General features: G+C 50.3%; 19 protein-coding genes and 1 other annotated feature. Of the genes, 17 read left to right on the top strand and 2 right to left on the bottom strand.

The annotated features are described in order from the left end of the window. Nucleotide 1: 1 nt before the first annotated feature. The 11 genes from mreC (at nucleotide 2) to B4F99_RS01885 (ending at nucleotide 8605) form a co-directional block, all read left to right on the top strand. Nucleotides 2-886 (top strand): rod shape-determining protein MreC, encoded by an 885-nt coding sequence (mreC, locus tag B4F99_RS01935; RefSeq protein WP_290754981.1) that lies wholly within the window; start codon nucleotides 2-4, stop codon nucleotides 884-886. Continuing rightward, the gene (mreD, locus tag B4F99_RS01930) at nucleotides 879-1382 is read left to right on the top strand and encodes a rod shape-determining protein MreD (protein WP_035406481.1); all 504 of its coding nucleotides are present in this window, start codon (nucleotides 879-881) and stop codon (nucleotides 1380-1382) included. The genes mreC and mreD overlap by 8 nt, the downstream gene beginning before the upstream one ends. Nucleotides 1383-1385: 3 nt before the next feature. Further along, nucleotides 1386-2060 (top strand): septum site-determining protein MinC, encoded by a 675-nt coding sequence (locus B4F99_RS01925; RefSeq protein ID WP_214853036.1) that lies wholly within the window; start codon nucleotides 1386-1388, stop codon nucleotides 2058-2060. A gap of 50 nt (nucleotides 2061-2110) precedes the next feature. After that, on the top strand, nucleotides 2111-2914 hold the full coding sequence (minD, locus tag B4F99_RS01920; RefSeq protein WP_029342255.1) for a septum site-determining protein MinD: 804 nt from the start codon (nucleotides 2111-2113) through the stop codon (nucleotides 2912-2914). Nucleotides 2915-2977: 63 nt separating this feature from the next. Continuing rightward, a complete protein-coding gene (locus B4F99_RS01915; RefSeq protein ID WP_290754978.1) occupies nucleotides 2978-4318 on the top strand; it encodes a ribonuclease E/G in 1341 nt (446 codons plus the stop codon). Between the two features lie 74 nt (nucleotides 4319-4392). After that, nucleotides 4393-4462, top strand: a sequence feature (ribosomal protein L21 leader region). A 15-nt stretch (nucleotides 4463-4477) separates the two neighbouring features. Continuing rightward, nucleotides 4478-4786 (top strand): 50S ribosomal protein L21, encoded by a 309-nt coding sequence (rplU, locus tag B4F99_RS01910; RefSeq protein ID WP_290754975.1) that lies wholly within the window; start codon nucleotides 4478-4480, stop codon nucleotides 4784-4786. Nucleotides 4787-4789: 3 nt separating this feature from the next. Continuing rightward, nucleotides 4790-5128: a ribosomal-processing cysteine protease Prp gene (locus B4F99_RS01905; protein ID WP_023468945.1), complete on the top strand. Its 339-nt coding sequence runs from the start codon at nucleotides 4790-4792 to the stop codon at nucleotides 5126-5128. Between the two features lie 14 nt (nucleotides 5129-5142). After that, nucleotides 5143-5421, top strand: coding sequence for a 50S ribosomal protein L27 (gene rpmA, locus B4F99_RS01900; RefSeq protein WP_012370976.1), 279 nt, complete (start codon nucleotides 5143-5145; stop codon nucleotides 5419-5421). Between the two features lie 68 nt (nucleotides 5422-5489). Then, the gene (locus tag B4F99_RS01895) at nucleotides 5490-5972 is read left to right on the top strand and encodes a Spo0B domain-containing protein (protein ID WP_035406489.1); all 483 of its coding nucleotides are present in this window, start codon (nucleotides 5490-5492) and stop codon (nucleotides 5970-5972) included. Between the two features lie 15 nt (nucleotides 5973-5987). Next, a complete protein-coding gene (gene obgE / locus B4F99_RS01890) occupies nucleotides 5988-7283 on the top strand; it encodes a GTPase ObgE (RefSeq protein ID WP_290754973.1) in 1296 nt (431 codons plus the stop codon). 53 nt (nucleotides 7284-7336) lie between these two features. Further along, nucleotides 7337-8605 (top strand): hemolysin family protein, encoded by a 1269-nt coding sequence (locus B4F99_RS01885; protein ID WP_290754971.1) that lies wholly within the window; start codon nucleotides 7337-7339, stop codon nucleotides 8603-8605. A gap of 45 nt (nucleotides 8606-8650) precedes the next feature. On the opposite strand, the gene B4F99_RS01880 is transcribed toward B4F99_RS01885, so the two are convergent. Beyond that, entirely contained in the window at nucleotides 8651-9193 is a 543-nt protein-coding gene (locus B4F99_RS01880) for a transcription repressor NadR (protein WP_290754969.1), read from the bottom strand. 24 nt (nucleotides 9194-9217) lie between these two features. Continuing rightward, on the bottom strand, nucleotides 9218-10300 hold the full coding sequence (locus B4F99_RS01875) for a cysteine desulfurase family protein (RefSeq protein ID WP_290754967.1): 1083 nt from the start codon (nucleotides 10298-10300) through the stop codon (nucleotides 9218-9220). Between the two features lie 98 nt (nucleotides 10301-10398). Here B4F99_RS01875 and B4F99_RS01870 point away from each other — a divergent pair, with 98 nt between their 5' ends. The 6 genes from B4F99_RS01870 to queA all read left to right on the top strand — a co-directional run. Continuing rightward, on the top strand, nucleotides 10399-11868 hold the full coding sequence (locus tag B4F99_RS01870) for an L-aspartate oxidase (RefSeq protein WP_290754965.1): 1470 nt from the start codon (nucleotides 10399-10401) through the stop codon (nucleotides 11866-11868). After that, the gene (gene nadC / locus B4F99_RS01865; protein WP_290754963.1) at nucleotides 11792-12634 is read left to right on the top strand and encodes a carboxylating nicotinate-nucleotide diphosphorylase; all 843 of its coding nucleotides are present in this window, start codon (nucleotides 11792-11794) and stop codon (nucleotides 12632-12634) included. The genes B4F99_RS01870 and nadC overlap by 77 nt, the downstream gene beginning before the upstream one ends. Further along, nucleotides 12624-13721, top strand: coding sequence for a quinolinate synthase NadA (gene nadA / locus B4F99_RS01860; RefSeq protein ID WP_290754961.1), 1098 nt, complete (start codon nucleotides 12624-12626; stop codon nucleotides 13719-13721). The genes nadC and nadA overlap by 11 nt, the downstream gene beginning before the upstream one ends. A gap of 162 nt (nucleotides 13722-13883) precedes the next feature. Next, on the top strand, nucleotides 13884-14477 hold the full coding sequence (gene ruvA / locus B4F99_RS01855; protein ID WP_023468936.1) for a Holliday junction branch migration protein RuvA: 594 nt from the start codon (nucleotides 13884-13886) through the stop codon (nucleotides 14475-14477). 4 nt (nucleotides 14478-14481) lie between these two features. Beyond that, nucleotides 14482-15477 (top strand): Holliday junction branch migration DNA helicase RuvB, encoded by a 996-nt coding sequence (gene ruvB / locus B4F99_RS01850; protein WP_290754960.1) that lies wholly within the window; start codon nucleotides 14482-14484, stop codon nucleotides 15475-15477. A gap of 4 nt (nucleotides 15478-15481) precedes the next feature. Continuing rightward, nucleotides 15482-16499: tRNA preQ1(34) S-adenosylmethionine ribosyltransferase-isomerase QueA (queA, locus tag B4F99_RS01845; protein ID WP_290754958.1), on the top strand; the 1018-nt coding region annotated here is incomplete at its 3' end.

Genomic DNA, 16499 nt, shown 5'->3' with positions numbered 1-16499 from the left:
GATGAAGCGATTTTTAAATAATCGAAAACTGCTCATCACACTCCTTAGTTTTCTCCTTTTGGTGATCTTAATCGGGATTTCGCTGCAAGGGCGTAACCAATCCCACTGGTATCAAAGCTTCGTGCGTGATACCGTGGGCGTCGGTCAACGCCTTTTCGCGACACCGATTGGCTGGATTGATGATACGGTCACTTCGATTAAAGAAGTGCGTGACGTGTACAAAGAGAATGAACACTTGAAATCACGATTGAATGACTATGCCGGTAATGCCGTGAAAGTCCGTGATCTTGAGCGTGAAAATAAAGAATTAAAAGACATGCTCGACCTCAAAGGTTCGATTCGCGACTATAAACTGTTACCGGCAGAGATGATCGGGCGGACATCGTCCGAATGGCAACGGTTCGTCACGATTAACATCGGCGAACAAAAAGGTGTCAAACCGAACATGGCCGTCGTAACAGCAGATGGATTGATCGGTCGCGTCATCCAGGCGAGCGCCTATACGTCCCTTGTGCAGTTGATGTCTGATACGAGTCGGACGAATAACGTTTCGGCAACGGCAGACGACACGAAAGGAAAAGGAGTCTTCGGAACGATTGAAGGCTTCGATGAAGAGACGAAATTACTCAAGTTCACGAAAATTCCGAACGACGCGAAGTTGAAAAAAGGGCAGACCGTCACGACGTCCGGTCTTGGCGGAAAGTATCCGAGCGGGATCGTCATCGGAAAAATCGAAGAAGTGAAATCCGATCAGTATGGGGCTTCGAAAATCGCATACGTCAAACCGGCAGCAGACTTCGAACAGTTCGGTCATGTCTTCGTGATTGAACGCGAAGCGAAGGAACCTTTCGCTGAGACCGATAAGGGAGGGAGCACTCGTGAATAACGTTAAGTTGTTTTTCGCCGTGTTCCTTCTTTTTATCTTAGAAGGAACGTTGTTCGCGGGACCGCTTGGAGATGGTTCGCCGTATGTCATTCATACGACCTTGATTGGTCTGATGTTCCTCGGTCGGTACGGGAAGCTTGAACAAGCACTCGGATTCGGACTCGTTTTCGGATTGCTCTATGATTTCGTGTACTCGGATATTATCGGGATTTACTTATTTGCGTTATCCGCCATTCCGCTTTTTAGTAGCTTCGTGCTAAAATATGTAAAGGAGAACGTATTGACGATTCTCGTCACGTTCACGTTCAGTGCCATTTTGTATGAACTCGATATATATTTCTTCACGGCTTCGGTCGTTGGTGTCGGGGTTTCCTTCCAAGAACTCGCGACACAGATCATTCCAAGGAGTTTGGTTGCCCAGTTGATCGGGATCATCATCCTGTATTATCCGATGACCCGACTCGTGCAGTCGACCCTTGACGAGAAAAGAGGATGAGTCATGATTGAGCGTAAACGTTATGTAACGATGAAAGGCCATCGTGGTGGCCTCGCCGTCTATGTGAATGAAAGGTGCAGTGTGGATGAATTTCTTGACGATTTAGAGTTGACGCTTACGGACAAATCCGTCGAGAACGGACGCGCCGTACCCATCACCTTCTTCTTCGGTCGACGTTATGTCGATGAAGGGGTGTTGACGGCCGTCGAATCTATCGTCGCGCGACATGATTCCTTCTCTTTCAAAGGCTATGACAGTGAGTGCATCACGAAAGACGAGGCAAAAGCCTTGTACGGAGAACGGACGTTCCATTATTTTGGTGGCACGGCACGCAGTGGGCATGTATTAGACGTTGAAGGTTCGATCGTCATCATCGGAGATATCAATCCGGGGGCGGTCGTCCATGCGACAGGAAGTATCTATTGTCTCGGAGCTTTGCGTGGTACCGTTCATGCAGGTAAAGGCGGTAATACGGAAGCAGTCATCGCTGCAAGTGTGTTGCAACCGAAATGGGTTGCGGTCGCTGGAACCGTCCATGAGGAGCCGGATGACGCACCGATTCCTGCTCTCGATATGGGCTGTGCATTTTTAGGCGAAGACGGGGTGGAATTCTCCCGCCTTCAAACCGTTCCGCTTGCGCGGATGGATCAGTTTGCGATTGATAGTGAAAGAGGGTGACGGATATGGAACAAGTGAAAGAACAGGTACATATGGAGGCGAAGACGAATATGGGACGCGCCATCGTCGTCACATCCGGTAAAGGCGGCGTCGGTAAGACAACGACGACGGCGAACATCGGAACAGCACTTGCATTGATGGGGCATTCGGTTTGTCTCGTCGATACGGATATCGGGTTACGTAATCTGGATATCGTGCTTGGTCTTGATAACCGGAGTATCTATAACATCGTTGACGTCGTAACGGGACAATGTAAATTGCACCAAGCGCTCGTCCGCGATAAGCGTTTTGAAGAGATGTATCTGTTGCCTGCTGCTCAATCAAAGGATAAGTCCTCCGTCACACCCGAACAGGTGAAAGCAATCATCGATACTCTGAAACTTGAATACGACTTCGTCTTGATTGACTGCCCGGCCGGAATCGAACAAGGATTCATGAATGCGATCGCTGGAGCGGATGAAGCTGTCGTCGTAACGACACCGGAAAAGGCAGCCGTCCAAGATGCGGACCGGATCATCGGGATGCTCGAACGCTCAGAACGAAACATCGTTCCAAAACTCGTCATCAATCGGGTGCGTTCGCACATGATGGCATCAGGTGATATGCTCGATATCGATGAGATCATGCGTATCCTCTCGATTGATTTGCTTGGTCTGATCATCGATGATGAGGAAGTCATCGCCGCTTCTCACCGTGGTGTGCCTGTGACGATGAATCCGGATAACCGGGCTGGACTCGGCTACCGGAACATCGCCCGCCGGATTCTCGGAGAATCCGTGCCACTGCTTGATTTAAATGAACAACCGCAAAAAGGCTTTTTCGTCAAATTGAAGAAGATGCTTGGGATGAAATAAGAATGGGAAATTAGACTAGGACGACATCGTCGCGCCTAGTCTAATTTTTTTGGAGGGATCAGTATGCGATGGATTAGTGAACAGACCGCTTCACTCGAACGATTGGCGTTGGTCGAAGGCGGTCGATTGATTGAATATCATGAACGGATGCGTGACGAGATCCGGGTCGGAACGTTCGTCTATGCCAAGGTCGACCGGTTGCATCCGACGCTCGGAGCAGCCTTTTTGATCGCGACTGACGGTACGCCGCTTTACTTACCGCTTAATGAAACGGTGGAAGCAGTTCGTCGCTATCCGGACGTGCCAACGATCGGACAAGCCGTCCAGGTCGGGCAGACATTGCTCGTCCAGGTCGTCAAGGAAGGGGTCGCACCGAAGCAACATAAGGTGACGCAGAACATCACTTATGGTGGACGTTATCTTGTCTATTTCCCATACGGTCGCCGCGTCCGTTTCAGTCGAAAGCTGGATCTCGTCGTCCAGCGTCAACTGGCGGAGCAATTGACGACGACAGAAGAAGAAGGGATTCTTTACCGGACGGAGGCAGCGAAAGCATCAATCGACGAATTGAAACAAGAGTTACAGTCATTACGGATACGGCATAAAGAACTTTTGCAGACGCCGCGTCTTGAGCAAGACGAGGCATTGATCGTCCAGGAAGCGAAGCGACTTCCGCATGTCACCGATGCGCTCGTCATGACGCGTCAGGAAAAAGAACGACTCGAATTACTCGGTCTGTCTGTCGAACGCTCGCTACGAAAAGGGCGCTTACCTGAGATGGAAGCCATTGATGGGGCGATCGAAAAAGCGATGCAACGCGTCGTCTGGCTTGATGGTGGAGCGTATCTTTTAATTGAGGAAGTCGAGACGATGACTGTCATCGACGTCAACAGTGGAAAGACGATCTCCGTCAAGGAACAAAAGCGGACGTTTGATCAAATCAACGAAGCGGCTGCCGTCGAAGTCATGCGGCAATTACGGTTACGTAATATCAGTGGGATGATTGCGATTGATTTTTTACGTGGCTCAAGTAAAGGGCAGACTCGGGTGACCCAACTTCTCAAAGAACGAGCCGCACTCGAGACGAAACAGATCGAAGTGTATGGATTTACGAAGATGGGCTTATGCGAGCTGACGCGACAACGACACGGAAAATCATTGCAGGAACGATCGCAGGAATCCGGTCAATGGACACGATTAAGCGTCTATCGGTTGATTGAACCGAAATTGCTTGAGATCGCGACCTATGCGGAAGCGGTCGTGATTCGCGCGCCGCGTCACTTGTTACAAGACGAATTCATCTCCCGTCAACCACTAGAAGTCCATGTGCTCGAAGGCGATCCAGCCGTCCTATTCACTGGGTCGTCACAGGACTGTCTCGATTTCATCAAGCGATCGGAATAATCCTTCAGAACAGCATTGACAAGGTGGAAGAACGTTTGGTATTCTGAATAACGTTAGTTCGTTTGGAAGCACCCAAATGACTACAACCGCACAGACCGGGTTTTAAAGCATACGCTGCCCGTGATGGCGAGTCTGAGTTCCTAAGAGGAGGTGCACGTAATGTACGCAATTATCAAAACTGGTGGTAAACAAGTCAAAGTCGAAGCTGGCCAAGAAATCTACGTTGAGAAATTAAACGCAGACGTCGACAGCACAGTTGAATTTGGTGAAGTATTGATCCTTGGTGGTGAAGATGTTAAAGTCGGCGCTCCACTCGTAGAAGGTGCGAAGGTCGTAGCAACGGTCATCAAACACGCTCGCGCGAAAAAGATCACTGTCTTCAAAATGAAAGCGAAAAAGAACTACCGTCGTAAGCAAGGTCACCGTCAACCTTACACGAAGGTCCGCATCGAGAAAATCGAAGCGTAAGCCATGATACGTGTCAAGATTCGACGAGATGAAGCGGAACTCGTCCGCTCCATCGAAGTGACAGGACATGCCGAGTTCGCAGAACCAGGTCTCGACCTTGTCTGTGCCGGCGTCTCGTCGGTGATCTTCGGGGCATACAATGCCATAGAAGCATTACTCGGGCAGGTCCTGCTCCTTGAAATGGCAGAACAACAAGAGGGTGGCTACTTTTATGTAGAACCGTACGCTGACTTAGCACCGGATGTCAGTGAGCGCACCCAATTGTTACTGGAAGCGACCTTGGTCCAACTTGGTACCATCGCTGAAAGTTACGGTGAGTTTATCCAACTTGAACAAGTATAGGAGGTGGATTCCACATGTTGAAACTTAATCTTCAGTTCTTCGCATCGAAAAAAGGGGTAGGTTCGACAAAGAACGGTCGTGACTCGCAATCGAAACGCCTTGGGGCGAAACGTGCAGACGGTCAAACTGTTTCTGCTGGTTCAATCCTCTACCGTCAACGCGGTACGAAGATTCACCCAGGTATGAACGTCGGACGTGGTGGCGATGATACACTTTTCGCAACTGCAACTGGTGTCGTTCGTTTCGAACGTCTCGGACGCGACAAGAAACAAGTCAGCGTTTACCCAGCATAAGGATCGACGAAGCAGACTCTAGCCACTTTCGAGGGTTAGGGTCTGTTTTTTTTAGGAGGGAACGACCGATGGAGGAACAGCAGGTACTTGATCTTTTAAAGACTCTTCGTCACGAGTGGTTGAACCGGATACAACTCGTCCGTTCGTATGGCGCGATCGGAGACGAACAAGCAGTCGAGTCGATCTGTTCGGCATACCGGGATCAAGCATCTCGGGAAGGACGTCTAGCGCAAATCGGATTGCCGAAAACCGCACTGGCGTTATTGCAAGCTGAATGGTCAGGCAAAACTGTGACGTATGATGTCATCGGAGCACCCCACATGGAAGATGAGCGGCTGAAGCAACTCGTCGAAGCAGCCATCACCATGATTGATGTAGGAGTAGGAGAAGTATCCGTGACCTTTCACGAGGGCGTGACCATCGAGATCTATCGGGATCTACTAGATATGTCGCGCCTTGAAGATCTAGTGACGCCGATGGAAATCGAGTCGCAGACGGAAAATGAGTGTGTGATTGAGATTGAAAGTCTTCCGTTTGAGGAAGAGAAGTAAGAGGAGGGATCCGACATGTTTGTCGATCAGGTAAATATTTATGTAAAAGCAGGTGACGGAGGACGTGGACAAGTAGCGTTCCGTCGCGAGAAATACGTTCCAGACGGTGGACCAGCCGGCGGTGACGGTGGTCACGGAGCTCACGTCGTCCTCGAAGTCGACGAAGGACTTCGGACATTGATGGACTTCCGTTACAAACGTCACTTTAAAGCAGTTCAAGGTGAAAACGGAATGTCAAAAGGCATGCACGGTCGTAAAGCCGAGCACCTAATCGTCAAGGTTCCACCGGGCACAGTCGTCTACGATGATGATACGGATGCGGTCATCGCTGACCTCGTCCATCACGGACAACAAGCAATCGTCGCAAAAGGCGGACGTGGCGGACGTGGGAATACACGTTTTGCGACACCAGCCAACCCAGCTCCAGAGCACGCGGAAAACGGTGAGCCAGGAGAAGAGAAGTACTTGAAGCTTGAACTGAAGATGCTAGCAGACGTTGGTCTCGTCGGCTTCCCGAGCGTCGGGAAATCAACGATATTATCGGTCGTTTCAGCAGCACGTCCGAAAATCGGAGCATATCACTTCACGACGATCACGCCAAACATCGGTGTCGTCGAAACGGAAGATAGCCGTAGCTTCGTCATGGCTGACTTGCCAGGATTGATTGAAGGTGCAAGTGAAGGCGTCGGACTCGGTCACCAGTTCCTCCGTCACGTCGAGCGGACGAAAGTCATCGTCCACGTCATCGACATGAGTGGGATGGAAGGACGCGATCCGATCGAAGACTACAACATCATCAATAAAGAGCTCGCAGACTATAACCTTCGTTTGACAGAGCGTCCACAAGTCGTCGTCGCGAACAAGATGGATATGCCGGATGCGGCAGAACATCTCGAAGCCTTCAAAGAAGCTTTCCCAGAGCTTGAAGTATTCGAGATTTCAGCAACAACACGTCAAGGGCTACGCGATCTGTTATTCCGAATCGCTGACCTAGTCGATGCAACACCAGAATTCGGTCTTGAGGAACTCGAAGAGAAAACAGCGACACCACGTGTCGTCTATGGTTACGAAGCACCAGAGGCTGGCTTTACGATCACGAAAGATGAAGACGATTGCTTCGTCATCAAAGGACCACGCATCGAAAAACTCTTCACGATGACGAACTTCATGCGTGAAGAATCGATTAAACGTTTCGCTCGGACACTTCGTCAAATGGGTGTCGACGAAGAGTTGCGTCGTCTTGGTGCGATTGACGGCGATGTCGTTCGTATCCGTGATTTCGAGTTCGAATTCGTCGAGTCATCATTCTAAGCGGTTCATTCCATTAGGAAACGGAGTGTGAAAGCATCGTGGACCCATTGCCCATGATTTCAGTCGTTTGGTTAATTCCGATTCTCATCTTATCCGCATTCTTTTCCTCAGCCGAGACGGCACTCGCGAGTGTCAACCGGTTGCGGTTGTTGCACCAATCGGAAGCAGGGGAAGCGCGTGCGTCCCGTGTGTTTCGCTTACTTCAACGCTACGAAGAGACACTGACGTCGATATTGATTGGGAATACGATTGTCAACGTCGCCTTTATCCTATTTGGTGGCTGGTGGATCATCCAGTTCGTCGAGACGATCGCAACACAAACCGTTGCCTTTCTTGCGCTATTTTTCCTGTTGCTGTTGTTCGGGGAATTGATACCGAAGTCGTATGCTCGTGAACATACGGAACGTTACGTGTTATTGATCGGACGTCCACTTCGTTTGTGTCTGTTGGTCTTTCGACCGCTTGTCTTCCTGTTACTCCGCTTACGCCAGTTTGCGCTTCGATTGATTGGAGCGGATCCGAAAGGACCGCTCGTGACCGAACAGGAACTCAAGGCACTCGTCGATATCAGTCAGGAAGAGGGAATCATGGGGCTTGCAGAGGCTGAACTCGTTCATCAAGCAGTTGATTTTCAACATGCGACGGTCGAGGATGCGTTGACGCCACGGATGGATATTCAAGCGATTGATATCGATGCGCGGCTCGAAGACATCCTTGCTGAAGTCCAGAAGGGCGGCTATTCTCGTCTGCCGGTCTATAAGGATTCGATTGATCACGTCATCGGCGTCTTATCGGAGCGGGACTTTCTGCGTGCATACGTGAAGAATGGCTCTGTGGATATCCGGGAATGGATTCGACCGGTATCATTCGTCGTGCCGCAGACAAGATTGATGGATTTATTGCCGGAACTCAAAGTCAAGCAGTCTCATATGGCAGTTGTCCTTGATGAATTCGGAGGGACGGCAGGTCTGATCACCCTTGAGGATATTTTAGAAGAAATCGTCGGGGAGATTTGGGATGAGCACGATGAATCATTGGAATATACGAAACAGATTGGTCCAGAGCAATTCGAATGTCTAGCGGAGTATGACATTGAAGACTTCTGTCAGCAATTTCAATTGACGATGCCGGACACGGATGCCCAGTCACTTGGGGGATGGATCATGGAAGAGAGCGGACAGCTGCCGGACGTGGGAACGGCGATACGCTATGAACGTGTCACGTTGACCGTCTTGCATATCGAGAACCGTCGCGTTCGAAAAGTCTTAGCAACGTTCGATCCGCCCGCTACGATGCCAGAGCTACCACTTGAATCGATGTAACAATAAAAACCGCTTATTCCTTAGGAATAGGCGGTTTTTTAATGTTTAGACATCGAGTTCCGAAACAAGAATTCCGAGACGATCGAGTTTCGCGATGGCGGCTTCTAGTGCGTCTTCATGGTCCGCTTCAAGCGTATGAATATGGACTCCGTCCGTCAGGCTCGACAGTGGAGTAGCTTGTGTCTCATGTAACTGCTCTAGCAATACCCGGACATCCCGGCGACTCTTTAGCATCAACTCTCCTGTGATGAAACCATAGACAGGATGCTCGATGATGACATCGCGGATGACGACGCCTTCGTCAACAATGGCGTCACACTCATCCTTTAATTGATCGATGCCATGACGGCAAACGATCTTGCGGCGTAATTTCGAACCGTCGATTTCAGGGTCATTGATCAAATACCCACGAGCTGTCGCGATGACGGGGTACCCTTTTGCTTTTAATAATGATAAATCCTGCACGATCACTTGGCGGCTGACGCCTGCTTGTTTCGCCAGTGCTGTTCCCGTGACAGGTTGTTCACTTTCCTCAATCATACGAAGTAATGATTTCCGGCGTTCTTCTCCGGAGATGCGTTTCGCCATCATGTCTCCTACCTTTCTCCAGTGTCATGAAATCGTGTTCAACACATCAATGCACTGTTCGATTTCTTCGTTCGTCGTGTGTCTTCCAAAACTGAGTCGGATCAACCCATGAGCCGCTGATTCGTCAAAGCCGATGGCGCGTAATGTCGCATTCGGACCGTTTTCTCCAGCCCGGCAGGCACTACCAGCGGAAACTGCGATTCCAGCACGATTCAAGGCGAGCAACGCGTATTGCCCGTCCCGTTGTTTCGTATGGATGGCGCAGATGGAAGCGAGTTGCGTTGGCGACTCAATCATTGTGTAACGAGACGAAGACAATGTTTTTTTTAGCATACCACGAAATCGACGGCTTGAAGCTTGGATTCCTGGATTTTCGAAGCGAGACGCTTCACAGGCAGCGATGAAGGCGGCAATTCCCGGAACATCGACTGTGCCTGGGCGAATCCCGAACTCATGATGTCCTTCGTAGTAGGGACTAAAGAGCGGTCGTCGCAAATACAGGGCACCTAACCCTTTAGGACCGTAGACTTTATGGCTACTCATCGTGTAGGCATCAAAGGAGTCGATGGTAATATCATCTTTTAAAAATCCTTGAACCCCATCGCAATGAAACAAAATCCCGCGTGATTGACAATATACTGCAATTCGTTCGACTGGGAACCGAAAACCGGTATCCGAATTGACATGTTGAATCGAGACGATACCAACCTCGTCCGTACAAGCCGTAACGAATCGATCCCAGTCGAACGTTCCGTCCGGTAATAGAGAAAGATGACGTGTTTCTTGTGCCCAGCGCGCAAGTGGAAGCAAGACCGAGTCGTGTTCACATCGAAGTGTCAAGACAACTGATTTGTTACTCTGTCGTATCAAGTGTGTCAACGCAATGTAGTTTGCTTCTGAACCGCTTCCTGTAAAGATGATAGATCCTTCTTGTTGAGCCAATTGTTGCATCAGATACTGTCGTGCTCGTTGAAGCAGGCGTTCTGCATCCCCACCGATGTCATGAAGAGAAGAACTGTTGCCGTAGAACGACTGAGCGGCTTGTTGATAATGATCGAGTGCTTGTGGATGTAGCGGAGTCGTCGCTGCGTAATCGAGATAGATCATGAAAAAATCCTGTCCTTTCGTCTTGTCACTCAGCTAAAAGTATGCCAAACTTATTGTCAAGTCAATAGTAAACATTTAGATATAGAGGTGTAAAACATATGTCTTTACATAGAAGACTTGAGACGGATGTGCTGATCATTGGAACAGGACTTGCTGCGATTTCGGTTGCCCTGCATCTTCCACCCGGAACGGAAGCGTTGCTTGTCACAAAAGGTACGCGGTTTGAGACAAATTCTGTTCGAGCACAAGGTGGGATTGCTTCCGCTTATGCAGAAGTCGATCATCGTGGTCACTTTGAAGATACGTGCCAAGCAGCAAAAGGGCGTATCAATCCGTCCGTCGTCGATTACGTCACCCGATCGGGAACCGAGGCGATGGAATTCTTGTTACGACAAGGCGTTCCATTCGATCAATCCGAGGGAGAGTTTTTGCTCGGTCGTGAAGGAGCACATCGTTTGCCGCGGATTTATCACTGTGGCGGGGACGAGACTGGTAAACGGATCATGGAGACGTTGATGCCGCGGGTACCATTTCCGATTCTCGAGCAGACGCGTATCACAGAGTTGATTCAAGTAAATGGACAGGTTGTAGGTGCAGTTGGATATAGCGATGGAGAACCGATCGAGATTGTAGCGCGCGCGACGATTCTCGCTACTGGTGGAGTGGGTGGATTGTTCGCGGCGTCGACGAATGATCCATCGATTCAAGGAGACGGGATTGCGCTCGCCTTTGAAGCGGGGGCGACGATTCGTGATCTCGGTTATATTCAGCACCATCCGACGGTACTCGTTCATGCAGGTCGTTCGGAAGGTTTGATCACGGAAGCATTGCGAGGTGCAGGAGCGATTCTTGTGACGAAAAGCGGTGACCGGATCATGGCGGATCATCCGATGCAAGATTTAGCGGCGCGCGATGAAGTCGCCAAACGAATCCATGAGGTGCGAAAACGTGAACCAGTCTATCTCGACACGTCAAACGTCATCGATCGGACAAAACGGTTTCCAACGTTCGTTGAAAAATGTGAAAAACTGAACATAAATCCGGATCTCGTTGAAATCGCACCAGGCATTCATTTCTTAATGGGCGGGATCGAGACGGATCTGACGGGGCAGACGCATGTCGAAGGACTTTACGCGGTCGGTGAGACAGCATCGATCGGACTGCACGGTCGAAATCGTCTGGCGTCGAACTCGCTCCTTGAATGTGTCGTCATGGGGAAAGCAGTAGCAGAACAGCTTAAGTTGTTACCGGAACTTGCAGTAAAACAAGTGAAACGACGTCCAGGAACACTTCGTTCCGTAACAGATCGTCTATCGCAGGTCATCGGTGTCGAAATGGATGTTAGGCAGGTACAAGAATGTCTGGATGCGTTAAAAGGCTGGGCATTAGAAGAATCCGGACAGGAAGCAGAAGAAAATCGATTACGTTACGTGACAGCATGTCTATTGCTTGAAGGGGCGCGAAGTCGGTTGACAGGAGAGGATGAGAACATTGAACAAGTGGCAGTTACGGCAACAACTGGAGGCATTTTTAATCGAGGATATCGGACAGTGGGATATCACGAGTGAAGGATGTCTGACGGGACAAGAACGCGGAACGGGTCGTTTTTTAGCAAAGGAAGACGGTGTCTTCTGTGGAGTAGACATCATTCGTGAGATGGCGCATCTGTTACAAGTCGACGTGACGATTCATATAGCGGAAGGGACGGTCGTCACGCGAGGAACGCTCCTTGCCGAGTGGTCTGGTTCGTTACAGGATATTTTAAGCGGAGAACGCGTCGCTTTGAACCTTGTGCAACGCTTATCGGGGATTGCGACGCAGACACGTCAAGCGGTCGAGGTAGCAGCAGGACGAATCCGAATCACGGATACACGGAAGACGACTCCTGGATTACGGATGCTCGAAAAACACGCCGTTCGCGTCGGTGGTGGCTATAGTCATCGCGGACGACTCGATGACGCGGTCATGATCAAAGATAACCACATCACGGTCGCAGGATCGATTACGGAAGCGGTAGCGCGAGCAAAACGAGTTGCAGGTCATACGACACCAATCGAAGTCGAAGTTGAGACGGAAGCGGAAGTGCTTGAGGCAGTGGCTGCAAAAGTCGATATCATCATGCTCGATAATCGGACGCCAGCAGAAATTAAACAGCTCCGGCAATTGATTCCACCGCATATCACGGTCGAACTATCCGGTGGGATCACGGTAGACACGTTATCGGACTTCGCGGATAGCGGAGCAGACGTCATCTCACTCGGGGCACTCACCCATTCAGCAACAGCACTCGATATCAGCATGAAAATCGAAGGAGGAAAAAAAGATGTCATTTGATCTATTACGTCACGAGGGAATTCCGGCATCATACTTACAGCAATCAGAAGCAGACTTGATCGCGATCATCGAAGGGGTCAAAGCACGGATGGGCAGTCGCTTATTCTTACCTGCCCACCACTATCAAAAAGATGAAGTCGTCCAGTTCGCGGATGCGACGGGAGATTCGCTCCAGCTTGCACAAGTCGCGAAGCAGATGACAGAAGCGGAATATACAGTCTTTTGTGGTGTCCACTTCATGGCAGAGACGGCAGACATGCTGACGGATGCGTCACATACGGTCGTTTTACCCGACATGCGTGCGGGCTGTTCGATGGCAGATATGGCGAATGATATACAAACGGAGCGTGCCTTTACGATCTTGACGGAACGGTTCGGAGATTCGATCTTACCATTGACGTATGTCAATTCGACAGCAGCCATCAAAGCATTCGTCGGTCGTCACGGTGGGGCGACGGTGACATCATCGAACGCTGTCCAAATGGTCGAGTGGGCGCTTGCTGAACGAGACATCTTATTCTTCCTGCCGGATCAACACCTCGGTCGCAATACGGCACATGCGCTCGGAATTCCGTTAGAGCAGATGGCGATTTGGGATCCGATTCGCGACGAACTCGTTTTTGACGGGGAGGACCAAGACGTCCGCGTCATCTTATGGAAAGGGCACTGCTCGGTGCATGAGAAATTCACAGTCGGACAAATCGAACAGTTCCGTAAGACGGATCCGGAGCGAAAGATTCTCGTTCACCCGGAATGTTCGCATGAAGTCGTGACGGCGTCTGATCTCAATGGATCAACGGCGTACATCATTCAACAAATCGAACAGGCTGCTCCTGGAACGAAGTGGGCGATCGGAACAGAGATGAACCTCGTCAATCGACTCGCGACGACTCATCCGGATCTTGACATCGTGTCGCTCAATCCGTTCATGTGTCCATGTCTGACGATGAACCGGATTGACTTGCCGCATTTGGCTTGGGCGCTCGAACAAGTCGAAGCAGGTGAGCCGGTCAACATCATTAAAGTCGACGCAGAGACGACGCGGCATGCCGTGTTGGCGCTCGAACGAATGCTTGAGCGTTCGTAAAATAGAGAGTGAGAGCGTGGTCGTGCAAACGATCACGCTTTTTGTCTTCTGATTGAGAGAGCGAACATATGTATTGATTTTTGCTGAAGAACGCTTTGAAGCCAAACGAAGATGTATGCTACAATAACACGAGAGTTTGTTTATAGATGGGAGCGTTCCACATTGATAGAATTCGTACGCGGCGAAGTCGCTTATGTCTGTGCGGAATTCGTGACGGTAGAAGTTGGCGGGATTGGCTACAAGATCGTAGCACCGAACCCGTTTTTTTATCGGACCGGAGACGAACAGATCATCGTATATACGTATCACTATGTCCGTGAGGACCAAGAAGTCTTATTCGGATTCCGTTCCCGCCGTGAGCGTGCCTTGTTCACGAAGTTGCTCGGTGTGACAGGGATCGGACCAAAAGGAGCGCTTGCAATCGTCGCATCAGGGAATGTCGATGCGCTTGTTGAAGCAATCGAACAAGAAAAGGAAAGTTATCTCGTCAAGTTCCCAGGTGTCGGCAAAAAGACAGCAAAACAAATGACACTCGATCTAAAAGGAAAGTTAGCAGAGCTCGCGCCAGACTATGTACCGAGCGAAGGCTTGTTCGCACAAGGTAACGCTGAGTTGAACGAAGCCTGTGAAGCTCTGACGGCGCTCGGTTACAGTGATCGAGAAGTCGAAAAAGTCAAAAAAGCGTTGCAGGCAGAAGTCCTTTCAACGGATCAATATGTTAAACGGGCACTCCAGTTGTTATTGAATGTGAGGTGAGGACATGGAAGAGCGCATTTTGTCAGAATCCGCCCATGCGGAAGATCAAGAAGAGTGGAGTCTGCGTCCTCAGACGCTCGAACAATATATCGGGCAGGAGAAAGCAAAAGGAAACTTAAGTGTCTTCATCGAGGCGGCAAAAATTCGTCAGGAAACACTCGATCACGTGCTTCTCTACGGTCCTCCGGGTCTCGGGAAGACGACGCTTGCGACAATCATCGCAAACGAGATGGGGGTCGGCATCAAGACGACAGCCGGTCCTGCAATTGAACGACCGGGTGATCTAGCGGCAATTCTCTCATCACTTGAACCGGGCGATGTCCTGTTCATCGACGAGATTCATCGATTGAGTCGATCGATCGAAGAGATTCTGTATCCGGCAATGGAGGATTATTGTCTCGATATCGTCATCGGTCAAGGTGAACTCGCCCGCAGCGTCCGAATTGATTTACCACCGTTTACGCTCGTTGGTGCAACGACGCGTGCCGGGATGTTATCGGCACCGCTCCGTGATCGTTTTGGCGTGACGCTGAAGCTTGAATATTATACGATGTCAGAGTTGTCTGCCATCGTGACTCGGACGTCACGGTTGTTCGGATTCGAAGCGGATCGTCTGGCAGCAGAAGCGATCGCCCTTCGTTCACGCGGAACACCACGTGTCGCGAACCGGTTATTACGGCGTGTCCGCGACTTCGCTCAAGTTGCCCATCAAACCGAGATCGATGCCTCGCTTGCGACAAGTGCACTTGATCGCTTGCATGTCGATGCGCTCGGACTCGACGATGTCGACCATCGTTTATTACGATCGCTTGCAGAACGGTTTGCCGGTGGTCCGGTCGGTCTTGAGACGATTGCAGCGACAATCGGAGAAGATGCGCAGACGATCGAAGATGTGTATGAACCATATCTACTGCAACAAGGCTTTTTACAACGTCCTCCGCGCGGACGTGTCTTAACCGCGTTCGCCCGCCAACATTTAGGACTGAAAGAAGGAAATTGAACCAATGGATGTAAACTTATTTGATTTTCATTTACCAGAAGAACAAATTGCTCAAGTGCCATTGCTCGACCGGACGAGTTCGAAACTGATGGTTCTCGATCGGGAGACGGGTGCGATTCAGCATCAACACTTCCATGATATCGTCGACCACTTCCGCGAAGGTGATACACTCGTCATCAACGATACGAAAGTCTTACCAGCACGTCTCTTTGGTGTAAAGGAAGAGACGGGTGGGAAAATCGAATTGTTGCTTTTGAAGCAGACGAGTGACGATGTGTGGGAAACGCTAGCAAAACCAGCAAAACGCGTCAAACCAGGAACGATTTTGTCGTTTGGTGACGGGTTACTCCGTGCTGAGTGCGTCGAAGCACTTGAAGACGGGGGACGGATTCTGAAGTTTTTCTATGACGGCATTTTCTATGAAGTGCTCGACCAACTCGGAACGATGCCACTGCCACCGTACATTCATGAACAACTAGAAGATCAAGATCGTTACCAGACGGTCTACGCTCGCGAACGTGGGAGCGCTGCGGCACCAACAGCGGGTCTTCATTTCACGCCGGAATTGCTCGAAGCGCTTCAAGCGAAAGGTGTCCGGATCGCACCGTTGACGTTACATGTCGGACTTGGCACATTCCGTCCTGTTTCGGTCGACGACGTCGATAGTCACAAGATGCACAGTGAGTACTACGAACTGCCGGAAAGTTCAGCTGCTCTACTACGCGAAACACGGAAACAAGGCGGACGGATCATCGCGGTCGGTACGACGTCGACGCGAACGCTTGAAACGGTCATCCGTGATCACGGTGACTTCGTCGAAGCAACAGGTTGGACGGACATCTTCATTTTCCCAGGTCAGGAAGTCAAAGGGATCGATGGATTGATCACGAACTTCCACTTACCGAAATCAACATTGATTATGCTCGTGTCCGCGTTATCGACACGGGAACACATTCTGCATGCCTACGAAGAAGCTGTCGCGAATGGCTATCGTTTCTTTAGCTTCGGTGATGCGATGTTCT

The sequence above is a fragment of the Exiguobacterium sp. UBA3491 genome (assembly GCF_002377745.1).
Classification (GTDB): Bacteria; Bacillota; Bacilli; order Exiguobacteriales; family Exiguobacteriaceae; genus Exiguobacterium_A.
Note: the sequence above shows the minus strand (reverse complement) of the source record. Positions and strands in the feature narration are given on the sequence as shown.

Bases quoted from the DNA above. Each gene is read 5' to 3' on its own strand.
- B4F99_RS01905 (WP_023468945.1), top strand. From the start codon at position 4,790: ATGATACGTGTCAAGATTCGACGAGATGAAGCGGAACTCGTCCGCTCC.
- B4F99_RS01885 (WP_290754971.1), top strand. From the start codon at position 7,337: ATGATTTCAGTCGTTTGGTTAATTCCGATTCTCATCTTATCCGCATTC.
- nadA (WP_290754961.1), top strand. From the start codon at position 12,624: ATGTCATTTGATCTATTACGTCACGAGGGAATTCCGGCATCATACTTA.
- B4F99_RS01925 (WP_214853036.1), top strand. From the start codon at position 1,386: ATGATTGAGCGTAAACGTTATGTAACGATGAAAGGCCATCGTGGTGGC.
- ruvB (WP_290754960.1), top strand. From the start codon at position 14,482: ATGGAAGAGCGCATTTTGTCAGAATCCGCCCATGCGGAAGATCAAGAA.
- B4F99_RS01895 (WP_035406489.1), top strand. From the start codon at position 5,490: ATGGAGGAACAGCAGGTACTTGATCTTTTAAAGACTCTTCGTCACGAG.
- B4F99_RS01875 (WP_290754967.1), bottom strand. From the start codon at position 10,300: ATGATCTATCTCGATTACGCAGCGACGACTCCGCTACATCCACAAGCA.
- rplU (WP_290754975.1), top strand. From the start codon at position 4,478: ATGTACGCAATTATCAAAACTGGTGGTAAACAAGTCAAAGTCGAAGCT.
- obgE (WP_290754973.1), top strand. From the start codon at position 5,988: ATGTTTGTCGATCAGGTAAATATTTATGTAAAAGCAGGTGACGGAGGA.
- mreC (WP_290754981.1), top strand. From the start codon at position 2: ATGAAGCGATTTTTAAATAATCGAAAACTGCTCATCACACTCCTTAGT.
- minD (WP_029342255.1), top strand. From the start codon at position 2,111: ATGGGACGCGCCATCGTCGTCACATCCGGTAAAGGCGGCGTCGGTAAG.
- B4F99_RS01870 (WP_290754965.1), top strand. From the start codon at position 10,399: ATGTCTTTACATAGAAGACTTGAGACGGATGTGCTGATCATTGGAACA.
- B4F99_RS01880 (WP_290754969.1), bottom strand. From the start codon at position 9,193: ATGGCGAAACGCATCTCCGGAGAAGAACGCCGGAAATCATTACTTCGT.
- B4F99_RS01915 (WP_290754978.1), top strand. From the start codon at position 2,978: ATGCGATGGATTAGTGAACAGACCGCTTCACTCGAACGATTGGCGTTG.
- rpmA (WP_012370976.1), top strand. From the start codon at position 5,143: ATGTTGAAACTTAATCTTCAGTTCTTCGCATCGAAAAAAGGGGTAGGT.